The organism is Mycobacterium sp. NGS49 (assembly GCF_059812565.1).
Window position 1 is genome coordinate 86,562 of the sequence record NZ_JCALCX010000003.1, and the last position, 14,391, is coordinate 100,952.

Consider the following 14,391-nt stretch of genomic DNA (forward strand, 5'->3'; position numbering starts at 1 on the left):
CGGCTATGCCGGGGGATGCGTCGAACTTTCCAAAGCAGTAAGATGGCGTGTGTCGAGCGATTTCTGTGAGTGACTGCACTCGGCGGAATAGGAAGAACCATGCCAACCAAATCAACACTTCGCTCGCCCTACGAAATTCGCGTAGACCTCGTCGAAAAGACATTGAAAGCGAATTCCTCCCTTGACGGGCCCACAGCCCGCGAGCTTGCGGTACACGTACTTCATGCGCTGAACTCGATCCCCGAGACGGTGCGCTGATTTTCGCTGACCGACTGCGTCGCTGGTCCTAGCGCGACCGGTCGACCGCTGAGACGTCTGTCGGTGTCTCAGGCGCCGTTCGTCGGGGTGACGCCGTCGGCGGATGGCGGATATCGATGTCTTCGGAGCGTCGTCGCCGGCGTCGCGTAGCAAGCGATCCGGTCGCGCTCACGGCAAAACGCCAGGGCTGCAGGCTCTTTCCGCGTGTATGGGTTCCACAGTTCCACAGCCCCCCGCGCGCCCTCCGCGCGTGAGTGACTGCGATTTGCGCTCGGTCAGCACATCCGGTGGGTCGTCAGACCTGAGGCACGGGCCGCGTTGCCGCCGACCCGAGCCGCCCGATCTGGGCTAACAGTTGCGTTATCCGATCGCTCAGTAATAATGCCGGCGACCGCCGACGGCGCGTCCCATCCGTCCCATCAACGTCAGTATCAGCCCGACGACGAGGAGGATGACCCCTATTACCAACACCAGATGGGCAAAGGCGAAGGTAGGCGCGAGGCTGGGAAGGAGGAGGCCTAGGACGATGAGAACGATTCCGAGGATAATCATGGCGTTTGCCTGGTTTCTGAGTAGATGTTCGGGATGGACGGGGTGAGTGCCCTATGAGGGTCATCTGCCGGCGTGGGCGCGTCTTGTGCTGCGCGACAGTACTTCCCGTTATCTCCGCACGGTTGCTTCTTGTTCGGTCGCCGACCGAGTAAACGACACGGACACGGGGTAGGTCGAGGACGACTTGCGGACACCGCGACGGGTCGCAGCTGGTCGGAATCGGAATGTACGGCGCGAGCGAATGCTCATGAAGTTCGACGGCGTACGGCCAAACTTGCTCCGACTGGCTGATGGGCCCAGCAACTTCCACGTTACACCCAATGGGAGATCCCATCTTGAATCTGATCCTGCCCGGCGTCCCACGGGGATTGTCGGCATCGGCTCAGTCGAGAATCGCCTGTCCGGCTCTGCACATTCACCAGCAAGCGCAGCGCCTGGCATGCCGCGGCATACCAATATGTTAGGCGCACTCGATGATTGGCTGGCAGCTCAGCTGACCTCGCGGACCGACCGGCGCTTGCCACCACGAGCGTGTCCACGACGTTCTGGGCGAAGGTCTGGCGATCGGCCGCCGCGGCGTCAGCGCGGAGTTATCGACGGGCTTGGGCCTGTGTGTGGCCGCGGTCAATCAGGATGCCGACGGCCCGATTCATGACCGACGGTCGGCTGCTGTCCTCAAGGTGTAGCGTCATGGATGCTGAGAATTCAGCTAGTCAGGGACGAGTTCAGCTGTACGCCGCTTAGCTCACAGAGCATTGGCTCCCAACCCTCGCACGCCGGTGATCGCATTCGCGTCAGGTCACCATGACAACTTCACGCACTTTCGTTCTTCCGCGTTTGCCCGATAGACCCCGGCCCGAACCCGTTGCGGCAGGGCCGAGAAATCTCGCAGTGATGACAGCCGCGCCGGCCACGCGTGCCGACACGGTCGGCGCGCAAGCGGGACACCCCTTCAGGGTCATGGCGAACGCGCCGAGCGTAGCTGTCTGCATTTCGATTGGAAGGAACTTTCATGTCTGTTGTTGAGGCCATGACGCGCCGCGAGGCGACGGCACTGAACTACTCTCCGCTACCTCCCAGCGTGTATCGGCCCATCGCCCGGCAAGCGCTGAAGCTTACCGGGGCGGAACTCGCACTGGTCGCCATCGCGACCACCGACGGTGAATCCACAGTCATGACGGCAGACCTGGTTATCGTGGAAACAGCAGGTGCTGCAATGACTGTCACACCGAGTCAGGCCATTGCGGTCGCGGGAAAGTCGATCGGGCGGGCCTTCGTGGAGCAGACGCCCCAACGACTCGACAACTTCGACGTCGCCATAGACGACGTCGAACGTGCCGGCCCGGCGCTGGTGCTACCGCTGCGCACCGTCGGTGCCGTACCTGGCGTGTTGGTCGTGCTGCGGCAAGCTGGCGCAGCCAAGTTCAGCCCCGAGCAGCTCGAGATGATGGCCGCATTCACCGACCAGGCAGCGCGCGCCTGCGTGCTGGGGTCCGCACAGCACCGCCTGAGTGAACTCGACATTCTCGCCGAGCGCGACAGGATCGCTCGCAGCCTGAACGACCACGTGATCCAACGGATCTTCGCGGTCGGACTGGCCCTGCAGGGGATCATTTCGCGGGCACGTTCATCAGACCTGCAGCGGAGACTGTCGGACACCATTGATGATCTCCAAGAAGCCATCCAGGAGATCAATATTGCAGTTTTCGACCTGCACGTGGCGCATTCGGGTGTCACGCTGCGACGACGGCTTGATGACGCGGTGGCGGAGTTCTGCGGATCCGAACTCGGTACCACGGTTCAGTTCGTGGGCCCCTTGTCGGTTGTCGATGATGCACTCGCCGTTCATGTTGAAGCCGTTGTGCGCAAAGCGATCAGCAACGCCGTCCGGCATGTGGGTGCGACCACACTGGCAGTGACCGTCAAGGTCGAGGACGACGTGTACATCGAGGTTGCGGACAACGGTCTTGGCGACCCAGCTGACATGACCGCCAGTGGCTTGACCAGTTTGAAACACCACGCGCAGCAGGCTGGCGGCGTGTTCACCATCGCCGACGATCCCGGCGGAGGGACGGTGCTGCGCTGGAGAGCACCGTTGGTCTGCTGATCACTCACGTTCTGCGCGGTGGCAGTCAGAATGATGCAGCCCAAGCGCGTTTCGCGGATCCCGCAGCCGACACGCCCCCGGTCGCATGCGAGCGGCTCAGAGAGTGGACGCCACCAAACCAGTCAGGTCGGCGAGGCGGTGGGAGTATCCCCACTCGTTGTCGTACCAGCCGACGATCTTCACCAGATTGCCGGTGACTTTGGTGAGCCCTGCGTCGAAGATGCACGACGACGGGTCGGTCACGATGTCGGAGGAGACGATGGGTTCCTCGGTGTAGGTGAGGAAACCCTTCAGCTCACCGTCTGCGGCGGCCGCGAAGGCCGCGTTGACCGCCTCGGCGGTGGCCGGCTCACGAACGGTGACGGTGAGGTCGGTGGCCGATCCGGTCGGCACCGGTACCCGCAGTGCGTACCCGTCGAGTCGGCCCTTGAGCTGCGGCAACACTACGCTGATCGCGCGGGCGGCCCCGGTTGAGGTGGGCACCACATTGATGGCCGCGGCCCGTGCCCGGCGCAGGTCGCGGTGCGGAGCGTCCTGCAGATTCTGGTCCGGGGTGTAGGCGTGGATGGTGGTCATCAGGCCGCGCTCGATCCCGAACTCCTCGTCGAGCACCTTGGCCATCGGCGCGAGGCAGTTCGTCGTGCACGATGCGTTGGACACGACGCTCTGGGTGCCGTCGTAGTCGCGGTGGTTGACGCCCATGACCACGGTCAGGTCCGCGCCCTTCGACGTCGCGGACACCACCACCTTCTTGGCTCCGGCGTGGAGGTGACCGCGGGCCTGCTCCGCGGCGGTGAACCGGCCGGTCGACTCGATGACGACGTCCACGCCGAGATCCCCCCACGGCAGCGCCGTGGGACCGTCAGCGATCGACCATGCCTTGATCCGCTGTGCACCCACTACGAGGTCGTCGCCGTCCACCGACACATCGTGCGGTAAGCGTCCCAGGACACTGTCGTACTTCAACAGATGTGCCAGCGTCTTGTTGTCGGTGAGGTCGTTCACCGCGACGATCTCGATGTCGGTGGTGCCCGCTGCGCGTTGTACATCCACCGCACGAAAGAAGTTTCGGCCGACGCGCCCAAAACCATTCACGCCCACTCGAATTGGCATTGTGATCTCCTAGCTCCGTTGGTATGGGCACAGCATCGGTGCCAGCCAACTTGAGTGTGCCCGTGCCGGGCGCCTGACAGCAGAGGACAAAGTCCCCGCATTCCCAGGAAGTTCCGGATCGGCTTCGCGGGCTGGGCGCTGGACTTCAGTGGGCAATCTCCCCCGTGGGCCGAGCCCACCCCCGAAATGCTCTGTGGTTACTCGACACCGACGTCCGATGCAAGTGGTCAGTCGATATCGTCAGCCAGGGGTGGGTGCTGGTGGAAGCAGTGCCACGCCGTGGCAGCGATGTGTGTCGGGCAGACTCCGACGAAGAACCATGTGCACGAGCACAAGGACCGACATCACCGCGGCGTAGATGCACCATAGTGACGCGAACGCCTCGAAATACAACGTAGCGACCAGAACGAGTCCCACCAGGTTGAGCAACCCGAAGGCCACAATGGAGGGGTAACCCGACATCAGCGCGGGCCCGATGACGGCCACTACGTAGAGCACCGCCCACACGAGTTCGTGCTGAACACCGGTGTGGTAGACCACACAGTGCGGGTGCGGGGTCGCCCCGATGGGATCGGTGAATAAAACCACCGCAAGGTACGCCGACACTACGATGCCCAGCATCACAAACGGCGCCACCCGTAGCCGGGCGCCCGTCGGTTCGAGTAACAACACCGAGAGCGGGAAGTACGTTGGCAGCAAAGGTAGCGCGATAAACAGGTAGGCGAATACCGCCACTTGGCCGACCCCGTCAGAGACGTCCCGTTGCGCCCATATCACGGCCTCGATGAGCTGGTGCACGGCGAATATCGTCGGCAATAACGCGAAGAGCAACTCCCGCCGATGTTTGATCTCACGCAGCGACAGCGCGCCGACGGGTAACAGCCCCATACCGACAACCAGGTCCGCCGTGAGTGAGAAACACATGTGTGGTGGGCCTAGCCGACTACGACCGCCGCGCTGCTTCCAGCAACAGCCTTCGTCCGGCCGCACCGACGGCCTCGCGCCGCGTCAACCGCGTCGGGATTGACCGACACCGACGATGACTGCGGTCGATCAACGGGTCCACCACGCCGCACTGAGCGGCGCGCTCCCGTGTTGGTCACGTTGCCAGCTTCCACCGCCGACTTCGGCGGCCGAAGGGCCGTAAGTCACCGGTCTGCTGCCGCACGTCATCACATGGCGGTAATGGCCGACAACCCCCAGCCACCGGGCGAGCCAGACCTCAACGTCCAGAATTCGCACTCCATCGGGGCCCTAATGCTCTGTTGGCCCTTACCGATGCGGCTCATCCTGTGAAGCGAAGGAGAGCAGAATGGGTCAGCGCGGCAGTGGTGCTGCTGGCCCGTGTGCCGGTCATCGTTGCACGCAACCCGGCGGCCTGATTGTGCTGTCCGAGAGGGCGACGTCACGACGTGCCGTTGAGTTCAGCGCCGACGAACGACCCTCGGGCGCGGGACTTCCGTCCCTACCGCCGGCGCCGGTCAACTGGTCGGATGCAATCAGCGCTTACAACTTCCCCGGAGAACAGAACCCATGACAATGACGGCACCCGCGATGCCAGACAGCAACACCGTGACCATCACATCTGCCCCTAGCGGGGCGGCACTATCCCAATCCGCTTCTCAGCCAGGGATATTGCTGTGACACCGCGCGTCACTGTCGACCCGCGCTACCACGACGCCGTGATCTTCAACCTCGACGCCGTGCTGGACGGTGTCACCGTAGTCGATTCGACGGTCAAGCTGGTGCGGAAATTACACGACGCCGGGGTCGCCAGCGCGGTGTACGGATTGCGCCCGGGCGGTCAGCAACTCTTGAAAGCCGCGGAGATCGACGATCTCTTCGGTGCCTGCGCCGAGGGCGGACTCGGATCGGTCCTCGCCGACCTCATCGGCGAACTCGGTGTGCGCGCGGAACGTTCTATCGTCGTTGACAACGACGGCGCGGGGGTGGCTGCGGCCCACGAGGGTGGCTTCGCAGTCGTCATCGGGGTCGACCGGGCCGGCAATGCCGACAAACTACGGTCTTGCGGCGCCGACGTCGTCGTTGCGGATCTGGAGGAAGTCAGCGTCCGTCGGGGTGACCGGCGGATGTCGGAGCTCCCGGATGCGGTGAAATCATACGGTCAGCTCATCGGTGTTCTGGACGCCCGCGACCCGGTGTTGTTCCTCGACTATGACGGAACCCTGTCCCCGATCGTTGCCGATCCTGGCGCCGCAACGCTGGTCGAGGGAGCCGCCGAGGCGCTACAGAGCTTGGCCTCACAATGCCCCGTTGCCATACTCAGCGGCCGCGACCTCGCCGACATCCGTTCCAGGGTGCCGATTCCGGGCATCTGGTTCGCCGGTAGCCACGGCTTCGAGCTCACCGGGCCGGACGGCACCAGCCACCGAAACGAAGCGGCCGATGCGGCCGTGGGGCTTCTCGAGCGTGCGGCGGCCGAACTGGACGAAGCGCTGGCGGCAATTCCCGGGGTTCGAGTGGAACACAAGCGCTTCGCGGTAGCGGTCCACTACCGAGAGGTCGCCTCGGAGCACATCGGTGAGATCGTCTCTGCCACACATAAACTTGGACACCGCGATGGCTTTCGGGTGACCAACGGGCGGATGCTCGTCGAATTGCGTCCCGACATCGACTGGGACAAAGGCACTACGCTCGCCTGGATTCGTGACCGCATCGACCCCGACGGTCGCCTGCTGCCCATCTACATCGGCGACGACCTCACCGACGAAGACGCCTTCGAGGCAGTCGAATTCGACGGTATCGGGATTGTGGTGCGCCATGACGAGGACGGCGACCGTAAGACTGCCGCCCGATTCAGTCTGCAGAGTCCCGATCAGGTGTGCGAATTCGTCCGGCGCGGTTCGAACTGGCTGATCATCAAACATGAGACATCCACGAAGGCGTGGGATTTCACCTACGAAGGGTATGACCCCCAGGCCGAGAAACTTCGCGAGTCGCTGTGCACCCTGGGAAACGGCTACTTCGCCACCCGGGGCGCCGCTCCGGAATCGAAGGCCGGCCAAGTGCACTACCCGGGAACCTACGCCGGCGGGATCTACAACCGTCTCGTCGACGACGTATCGGGCACCGAAGTCGACAACGAGAGCTTGGTCAACCTGCCCAACTGGCTCGCACTGACCTTCCGGGTCGACGGCGGCAGCTGGTTCGACATCGACACGGTCAGGGTGCTGTCTTATCGACAGACGCTCGACCTTCGCGGTGCGGTACTGACCAGGGAGGTGCGCTTCCGCGACGACGCAGGACGCACCAGTTCGCTGAAGCAGCAACGTTTCGTCGCGATGCACATGCCCCACGTCGCTGCCCTTCAGACCACGATCGTCGCCGAGGATTGGTCGGGGAAACTCGAGATACGCTCGACGCTGGACGGCAACGTCACGAATTCGAACGTCGAGCGCTACCGGGACTTGGCCAAGCATCATCTCGCGTTGCTCGAAAAGCGGGCGCTGTCCGACTATTCCGTGCTGCTGACGGTTCAGACGACTCAGTCACGTGTGCCGATCGCCATGGCGGCCCGCACCGTCGTCTGGCGCGACGGGAGCCCGGTCCCGGCCACCTATCGCCTGGTCGACGAGGCATCGGAGATCGGTCACGAGATCGCTGTCGAAGTCTCACCCGGTGACGCGTTGAAGGTGGAGAAGATCGTGACCCTGTTCACCGGTCGCGATGTCGCGACGTCTGAACCCGCCGTCGACGCCGAGCGCTGCCTGCACCGACTGGGCCGGTTCGCCGAGTTGCTCGACGGGCACCGGACCAGCTGGGTACATCTCTGGGAGCGCCTGTCCATCGAGTTCGAAGACTTCACCGACGAATTGCGCATCCTGCGGCTGCATCTCCTGCATCTGCTGCAGACGGTCTCCCCCAACAGTTCCGATCTCGACGTCGGGCTACCGGCCCGCGGACTGCACGGAGAGGCATATCGCGGGCACATTTTCTGGGACGAGCTGTTCATCTTCCCGGTACTCAACTTGCGGATGCCGATGATCACCCGGTCGCTTCTCGGCTACCGCTATCGTCGCCTGCCCGAGGCTCGCGAAGCCGCCCGGGCGGCGGGCTATTCCGGTGCGATGTTCCCGTGGCAATCCGGCAGCGATGGACGCGAGGAAAGCCAACGCCTGCACCTCAATCCGCGCAGCGGCCGGTGGAACCCCGACTCCAGCGCCCGGGCGCACCACATCGGCATCGCCGTCGCCTACAGCGCATGGAAGTTCTACCAGGTGACCGGCGATCTCGCTTACCTGATCGACTACGGCGCCGAGTTGCTGATGGAGATCGCACGGTTCTGGGTGAGCAGGGCGACCTACGACCGGGAACGCGAGCGCTACAGCCTCCGCGGTGTCATCGGGCCCGACGAATTCCACTCGGGCTACCCCGATGCGCCCTACGACGGCATCGACAACAACGCCTACACCAACGTGATGGCCGTCTGGGTGATCATGCGGGCCTTCGACGCACTGAAGCTGCTGCCGCTGCCGAATCGGCTCGACCTGCTGGAGACACTGGGCCTGCAGGGCGACGAACTTGCGCACTGGGATGACGTGAGCCGTCGCATGTACGTCCCGTTCCACGAGGGCGTCATCAGTCAGTTCGAGGGGTACGGCGAGTTGCAGGAACTGGACTGGGATCGGTACCGGCAGCGGTACGGCAACATCCAACGCCTGGACCGCATCCTGGAGGCCGAGAACGACGACGTGAACCGCTACAAGGCCTCCAAGCAGGCAGACGCGCTGATGCTGCTCTACCTGATGTCGGTGCCCGAGCTGTGTGAGCTGCTCGACCGTCTCGGCTACCGGTTCAGACCCGACAAAGTCCCGGACATGGTCGACTACTATCTGGCCCGCACGTCGCATGGGTCGACCCTCAGCGGTGTCGTCCATACCTGGGTGCTCGCCCGGGCCAACCGAGATCGGGCGATGGACTTCTTCCAACAGGCACTGAAGTCCGACGTCTCCGACATCCAGGGCGGCACCACATCCGAAGGCGTGCACCTGGCCGCCATGGCAGGCAGCGTCGACCTCATGCAACGGTGCTTCACTGGAATGGAGACCCGGTCCAACCGCATCATCCTGTCCCCATACTGGCCGGAAAACCTTGGTGTGCTGGCATTCCCGATCCGCTACCGCGGTCTGCACCTACACCTGCGGGTCAGCGGCAAGGGCGTCATCATCAATGTGGATCCACGCGAGGCCACGGCCGGCGTCGAAGTGGAATGTCACGGTCGAGTCGTGCAGCTGATGCCCGGGACCACCGTCATATTCCCCGGTTGAGCAAGGCCGGCGAGTGCCCGGGGCGCTACGATCGCACTTCGTGCCCCGCCGAGACTCGCCCGACCACCAGCACCGGCCACCCGGCACCATGATCGATCACGCAGCCGGCACCGGCTGGCTCACCCGCAACGTACGGGTGTTGTCGGCCGTCTCGTTCCTGCAGGACGCGGCCAGCGAACTGCTGTACCCGCTGTTGCCGATCTATCTCACCGTGGTGCTTGGCGCTCCCCCGGCCGTCGTCGGCGCCGTCGAGGGCGCTGCGGAGGGTGCTGCGTCGCTGACCAAGCTGACGGCCGGACCACTCGGAGACCGCTTTGCCCGGCGTCCTCTGATCGCGGTGGGCTATGGAATGGCCGCGCTGGGCAAGGTCATCGTTGCGATCGCCGGCGCATGGCCCGGGGTGTTGACAGGACGCGTGGTCGACCGAATCGGCAAAGGTGTCCGCGGCGCACCACGCGATGCGCTGCTGGTGGACGGAATCGACGAAGGCAGCCGTGGTCGCGTGTTCGGTTTTCACCGCGCGATGGACACCCTCGGCGCCGTTGTCGGGCCGCTGATCGGCCTTGCCGGATATGAGTTATTCGACCATCAGATCGCGCCGCTGCTCTACATCGCGGTCATACCAGCCGTGCTGAGCGTGGTCATGGTCGGATGGGTGCGGGAGCGTCGTCGGCCCGTCGAGCGCGCACGTCGGGCGCCAATTCCGGCGACCCTGCGGCAACTGCCGGGCCGGTACTGGCGGACGATCGGGCTGCTGGCCGCATTCGGCGTCGTCAACTTTCCGGATGCCCTGATTCTGCTGCGCCTCAAACAGATCGGGTTCTCGGTGGCCGAAGTCATTCTGGCCTACGTGGGATACAACATGGTCTACGCGGTGTGCAGCTATCCGGCCGGCTCGCTGGCCGACCGCTTCCCGAGACCTGCCGTGTTCGGAGTGGGCATGGTCTTCTTCGCGGTCGGCTATACCGGGCTCGGACTGACCACCGACAAAGTCACGGCATGGCTCATCCTCGGGTTGTACGGACTGTTCACAGCTTGCACGGACGGCGTCGGGAAGGCTTGGATCTCCGGCCTGGTCCCCGCCGAGCTGCAGTCGAGCGCGCAAGGCGTATTCCAGGGCGTGACAGGCTTCGCGGTGCTGGCGGCCGGGCTATGGGCCGGCCTGTTGTGGGGGTCAACCGGCCGGCTGCCCCTGCTGATCTCCGGAATCGCCGGCGGGTTCTTTGCGGCACTCCTCCTCATTCTTACCGGCGCCGCCTGGATTCGCGGCAGGTCAAGCGCCGCGCAGGCGCCCTGACGGGTCTGTACCCAAGCCGGCATCGTGCTGCACCGCAACCGCACGTGATGACCACCGGCACAACGTCTTTCATCCCGATCAACGGACACGGTCACCACGGTCTTGTGACGACAGGGGCACGATGTCGTCTCCGACGAGTGACCTTCGGCCCTGGCACCGCACATGGTGCCGTGGGAGATTGACATGGTGGCGCTATCGCAGGTGAGAGCCGTCACTGCGGATACTCGACCCGGTCGGCCGGGAATCACGCATACCCACTTCAAGCAGCCGAGCCGCAACGCGGAGTCGGGCATGTGAGTCACCGGAACGCCATCTACCGCTCGGACACGCGAGAGAGCATACGCCATGAACACACCAACGTACGTAAGCTTTTTCGAGGACTTCGGCATCGAGGATGTCCCGCTCGTGGGCGGCAAGAACGCCTCGCTGGGCGAGATGCTCCAGAAGCTTTCCAGTCAGGGCGTCCGCGTCCCGCACGGCTTCGCGATCACCGCCGAGGCCTACCGCTACATGCTCGACGAGGCCGGCGCGTGGGACCGGCTGCACGCCGAGCTCGATGAGCTCGACCCGGCCGACGTCGCGGCGCTGGCGCGAAAGGGCAAGCGCGCCCGAGAGATCGTCTACGGCGCCGGGCTCCCCGACGATCTGGCAGCCGAGATTCTGGATGCCTACCACAAGCTTCAGCAGGAGTACGGCGAGGAGGTCAGCCTGGCGGTGCGCAGCTCGGCTACCGCCGAGGATCTGCCCACGGCCAGCTTTGCCGGCCAACAGGACTCGTATCTCAATATCAAAGGTGAAGAGAGCCTGCTCGACACGTGTCGCCGCTGCTTCGCCAGCCTATTCACGGACCGCGCCATTCACTACCGAATCGACCAGGGCTTCGACCACTTCAAGGTGTCGCTGTCGATCGGCGTGATGAAGATGGTCCGCTCCGACATCTCGTCGTCGGGCGTCATGTTCTCCATCGACACCGAGTCGGGCTTTCGGGACGCGGTTTTCGTGACGGGCGCCTACGGCCTCGGCGAGAACGTGGTCCAGGGTGCCGTCGACCCGGACGAGTTCTACGTCCACAAGCCGACCTATCTCGCCGGGCACCGTACCGTGCTGCGCCGCCTCATCGGCGACAAGGCCGTGAAGATGATCCTCGTCGAGGGCGAAACGAAGAACACCACACGAAACATTCCCACCCCGAAGGCCGACCGGGCCCGGTTCTGCCTCAGTGACGACGACGTTCTGGAGCTGGCCGGTTACGCATGCACCATCGAACAGCACTACGGGCGCCCGATGGACATGGAGTGGGCCAAGGACGGTCTGGACGGCAAGCTCTACATCGTGCAGGCCCGCCCGGAGACCGTGGCATCCCAGCACAGTGCGACGGCGCTGGAATCCTATTCGCTCGAGGGTAAGGGCGAGATTCTCGCCGAGGGCCGATCGGTCGGCGAACGGATCGCCTCGGGTGCCGTGAAACGGATCGAAAATCTCACGCAGCTCGAGGAATTCGAGCCGGGCCAGGTGCTGGTCGCAGACACCACGACTCCCGACTGGGAGCCGGTGATGAAGACCGCCGCGGCCATCGTCACCAACCGCGGCGGCCGCACCTGCCACGCGTCGATCATCGCCCGGGAACTGGGCATTCCCGCAGTGGTCGGCACCGGTGATGCGACCACCCGTGTCCCCGACGGCGAAGTCGTGACGGTGTCCTGCGCCGAGGGCGACACCGGACGCGTGTACCGGGGTCAGGTGGGCTTCCACGTGGACCGCACCGAGGTGGCCGATCTGGCTCGGCCCCGGACTCACATCATGCTCAACCTCGGAAACCCCGACCTCGCGTTCAAGACGTCGTTCTTGCCGAATGACGGTGTGGGACTTGCCCGGATGGAATTCATCATCAGCGAGTACATCCGGGTACACCCGCTGGCCCTGTTGTACCCCGAGAAGGTCGAGGACCCCGAGGCGCGCCGGATGATCGACCGGCTCACACAGGCCTACCCGGACGGCAGCGCCTTCTTCGTGGAACGCCTTTCGGAAGGAATCGGCACCATCGCCGCCGCGTTCTGGCCCAAGCCGGTCGTGGTGCGGATGTCGGACTTCAAGAGCAACGAGTACGCCAGCCTCATCGGCGGAGCCGCCTTCGAGCCGTCGGAGAGCAACCCGATGATCGGCTTCCGCGGTGCTTCGCGCTATGCGCATCCCGCCTACGCCGAAGGTTTCGCGCTCGAATGCCGCGCCATGCGCCGCGTGCGTGACGAGATGGGCCTGACGAACGTGATTCTGATGCTTCCCTTCGTGCGGCGGCTCGCCGAAGCGGACCTCGTCCTGCAGACGATGGCCGACCTCGGACTGCGCCGGGGCGAGAACGGGCTCAAGGTTTACGCGATGTGCGAGATTCCGAACAATGTGATCCTGATCGACGAGTTCGCCAAGCGGTTCGACGGTTTCTCCATCGGCTCCAACGACCTGACTCAGCTCACCCTCGGCGTCGACCGGGACAGCGAGATCGTGGCATTCGACTATGACGAGCGCGACGAGGGGGTCAAGCAGATGATCCGCCTGGCAGTTGAGGGCTGCCGCCGCAATGGGATTCACTCGGGGCTGTGTGGGCAAGCGCCTTCGGATTACCCGGACATGGCCGAATTCCTGGTCCGGCTCGGTATCGATTCGATGAGCCTGAATCCTGATACGGTGATCAAGACCACCCGCCAGGTCCTCGAGGTGGAAAATCAGCTCGTGCCGGCTCAATGAGTGGCGAGGCGCCCGATCGGCGCCTGCACGGGATCGGGATCTGACGCCTCTTCGACGATCCACCCACAGGCGAAGATGAGACCACCCGGGAACGTTGGGACTACGTCAGCGCATTGCGCCGAGCCAACGATGCCGCTTACGGACCATGGTGACCGAGGGTGGCGGTGATGCCGGGAAGCAACAGGTCCAGGAAGCGGTCCAGTTCGGCGGCGCCGTCGTAGGATGCCAGGACGGGTGCCAGCGCGCGTAGTTGCGGAAATTCGGTGATTGCGAGTCGGTGCAGGCCCAGCCGTAATACATCGTCGGTTTCTTCGGGTCGCTCGACCACCTCTTGTAACTCATTGAGGATGTGGCCATACAGGTAGCCGAACAGCACCCGGTAGATATGTAGGGCATCCTCGCTTGCGAAGCCGGCAGACGTGAGCAGCGACAGGACGTCTTCCAGCGGTCGCAGCATCCCGGGGGGCCGCTGACCGAGTGGAGTGACGAGGGGCCGGGTGACGAGCAGCGGCACCACGTTTGGATGCGCGAGCGCTAACCGCCGGAAGTCTCTTGCGACAGAGCGTAATTGGCCGGCCCAGTCTGGGTCGTTGCTGTTCACCGACAGCTCGGCGAGGACGAGTTCGGTGACCCCATCGAGCACCGCGGCCTTGTTGGGTACGTGTCGGTAGAGCATCACCGGATCTCGGCCCAGCGCTTGACTGAGGCGACGCATCGACAGCCCGTCCACGCCCTCTCGGTCCACGATCCGCAGCGCGGCTCGCAGAATTATCGACCGGTTGAGCTGACCTCTATCGCGCTCGGTGGCCGATGGGTGCTCGTCGTCAGCGCCCAAATCGGGTCGCGTCGACAATTTCGCCATTTCCTGGTTGCTCCGCTTCTGGTTCCTCAACGTAGCGACTACCGGTCTCATTCAGCGCTGATATACAACGCTGAACGTCTACGCCAGATGTTAACACCGTTGACACCCAACTAGTTAGGGCGTGTAATGGACTGATAGCACTGAAATCGGAGTTCTCGACATGATTGTCATC

The 14,391-nt window shown here is 64.1% G+C and carries 9 protein-coding genes; 5 read left to right on the top strand and 4 right to left on the bottom strand.

The genetic code is table 11. The annotated features are described in order from the left end of the window. The first annotated feature begins 99 nt into the window (after nucleotides 1–99). Entirely contained in the window at nucleotides 100–258 is a 159-nt protein-coding gene (locus AC5Y7D_RS03965) for a DUF6307 family protein (RefSeq protein WP_499921867.1), read from the top strand. A gap of 372 nt (nucleotides 259–630) precedes the next feature. Here AC5Y7D_RS03965 and AC5Y7D_RS03970 read toward each other — a convergent pair whose 3' ends face one another. Then, complete coding sequence (locus tag AC5Y7D_RS03970) at nucleotides 631–810, bottom strand: DUF6131 family protein (protein WP_499921869.1); 180 nt, start codon at nucleotides 808–810, stop codon at nucleotides 631–633. Between the two features lie 1,012 nt (nucleotides 811–1,822). Between AC5Y7D_RS03970 and AC5Y7D_RS03975 the strand changes: the two genes are divergently transcribed. Then, a complete protein-coding gene (locus AC5Y7D_RS03975; protein WP_499921872.1) occupies nucleotides 1,823–2,917 on the top strand; it encodes a GAF domain-containing sensor histidine kinase in 1,095 nt (364 codons plus the stop codon). Nucleotides 2,918–3,013: 96 nt separating this feature from the next. On the opposite strand, the gene gap is transcribed toward AC5Y7D_RS03975, so the two are convergent. Together gap and AC5Y7D_RS03985 are read right to left on the bottom strand one after the other, a co-directional pair. Then, on the bottom strand, nucleotides 3,014–4,030 hold the full coding sequence (gene gap, locus AC5Y7D_RS03980) for a type I glyceraldehyde-3-phosphate dehydrogenase (protein WP_499921874.1): 1,017 nt from the start codon (nucleotides 4,028–4,030) through the stop codon (nucleotides 3,014–3,016). A gap of 240 nt (nucleotides 4,031–4,270) precedes the next feature. Beyond that, nucleotides 4,271–4,954, bottom strand: coding sequence for a DUF6629 family protein (locus AC5Y7D_RS03985; RefSeq protein ID WP_499921876.1), 684 nt, complete (start codon nucleotides 4,952–4,954; stop codon nucleotides 4,271–4,273). Nucleotides 4,955–5,670: 716 nt separating this feature from the next. Here AC5Y7D_RS03985 and otsB point away from each other — a divergent pair. From otsB to ppsA, 3 genes are all read left to right on the top strand, one after another. After that, nucleotides 5,671–9,318, top strand: a complete 3,648-nt coding sequence (gene otsB / locus AC5Y7D_RS03990) for a trehalose-phosphatase (protein ID WP_499921878.1) — start codon at nucleotides 5,671–5,673, stop codon at nucleotides 9,316–9,318. 88 nt (nucleotides 9,319–9,406) lie between these two features. Further along, on the top strand, nucleotides 9,407–10,615 hold the full coding sequence (locus AC5Y7D_RS03995; RefSeq protein ID WP_499922169.1) for an MFS transporter: 1,209 nt from the start codon (nucleotides 9,407–9,409) through the stop codon (nucleotides 10,613–10,615). 345 nt (nucleotides 10,616–10,960) lie between these two features. Then, a complete protein-coding gene (gene ppsA / locus AC5Y7D_RS04000) occupies nucleotides 10,961–13,357 on the top strand; it encodes a phosphoenolpyruvate synthase (protein ID WP_499921880.1) in 2,397 nt (798 codons plus the stop codon). 136 nt (nucleotides 13,358–13,493) lie between these two features. On the opposite strand, the gene AC5Y7D_RS04005 is transcribed toward ppsA, so the two are convergent. Continuing rightward, nucleotides 13,494–14,219, bottom strand: coding sequence for a TetR/AcrR family transcriptional regulator C-terminal domain-containing protein (locus tag AC5Y7D_RS04005; RefSeq protein ID WP_499921882.1), 726 nt, complete (start codon nucleotides 14,217–14,219; stop codon nucleotides 13,494–13,496). Nucleotides 14,220–14,391: the final 172 nt, after the last annotated feature.

Coding starts and splice junctions, on each gene's coding strand:
- AC5Y7D_RS03965 (WP_499921867.1), top strand. CDS start 100: ATGCCAACCAAATCAACACTTCGCTCGCCCTACGAAATTCGCGTAGAC.
- AC5Y7D_RS03970 (WP_499921869.1), bottom strand. CDS start 810: ATGATTATCCTCGGAATCGTTCTCATCGTCCTAGGCCTCCTCCTTCCC.
- AC5Y7D_RS03975 (WP_499921872.1), top strand. CDS start 1,823: ATGTCTGTTGTTGAGGCCATGACGCGCCGCGAGGCGACGGCACTGAAC.
- gap (WP_499921874.1), bottom strand. CDS start 4,030: ATGCCAATTCGAGTGGGCGTGAATGGTTTTGGGCGCGTCGGCCGAAAC.
- AC5Y7D_RS03985 (WP_499921876.1), bottom strand. CDS start 4,954: ATGTGTTTCTCACTCACGGCGGACCTGGTTGTCGGTATGGGGCTGTTA.
- AC5Y7D_RS03995 (WP_499922169.1), top strand. CDS start 9,407: ATGATCGATCACGCAGCCGGCACCGGCTGGCTCACCCGCAACGTACGG.
- ppsA (WP_499921880.1), top strand. CDS start 10,961: ATGAACACACCAACGTACGTAAGCTTTTTCGAGGACTTCGGCATCGAG.
- AC5Y7D_RS04005 (WP_499921882.1), bottom strand. CDS start 14,219: ATGGCGAAATTGTCGACGCGACCCGATTTGGGCGCTGACGACGAGCAC.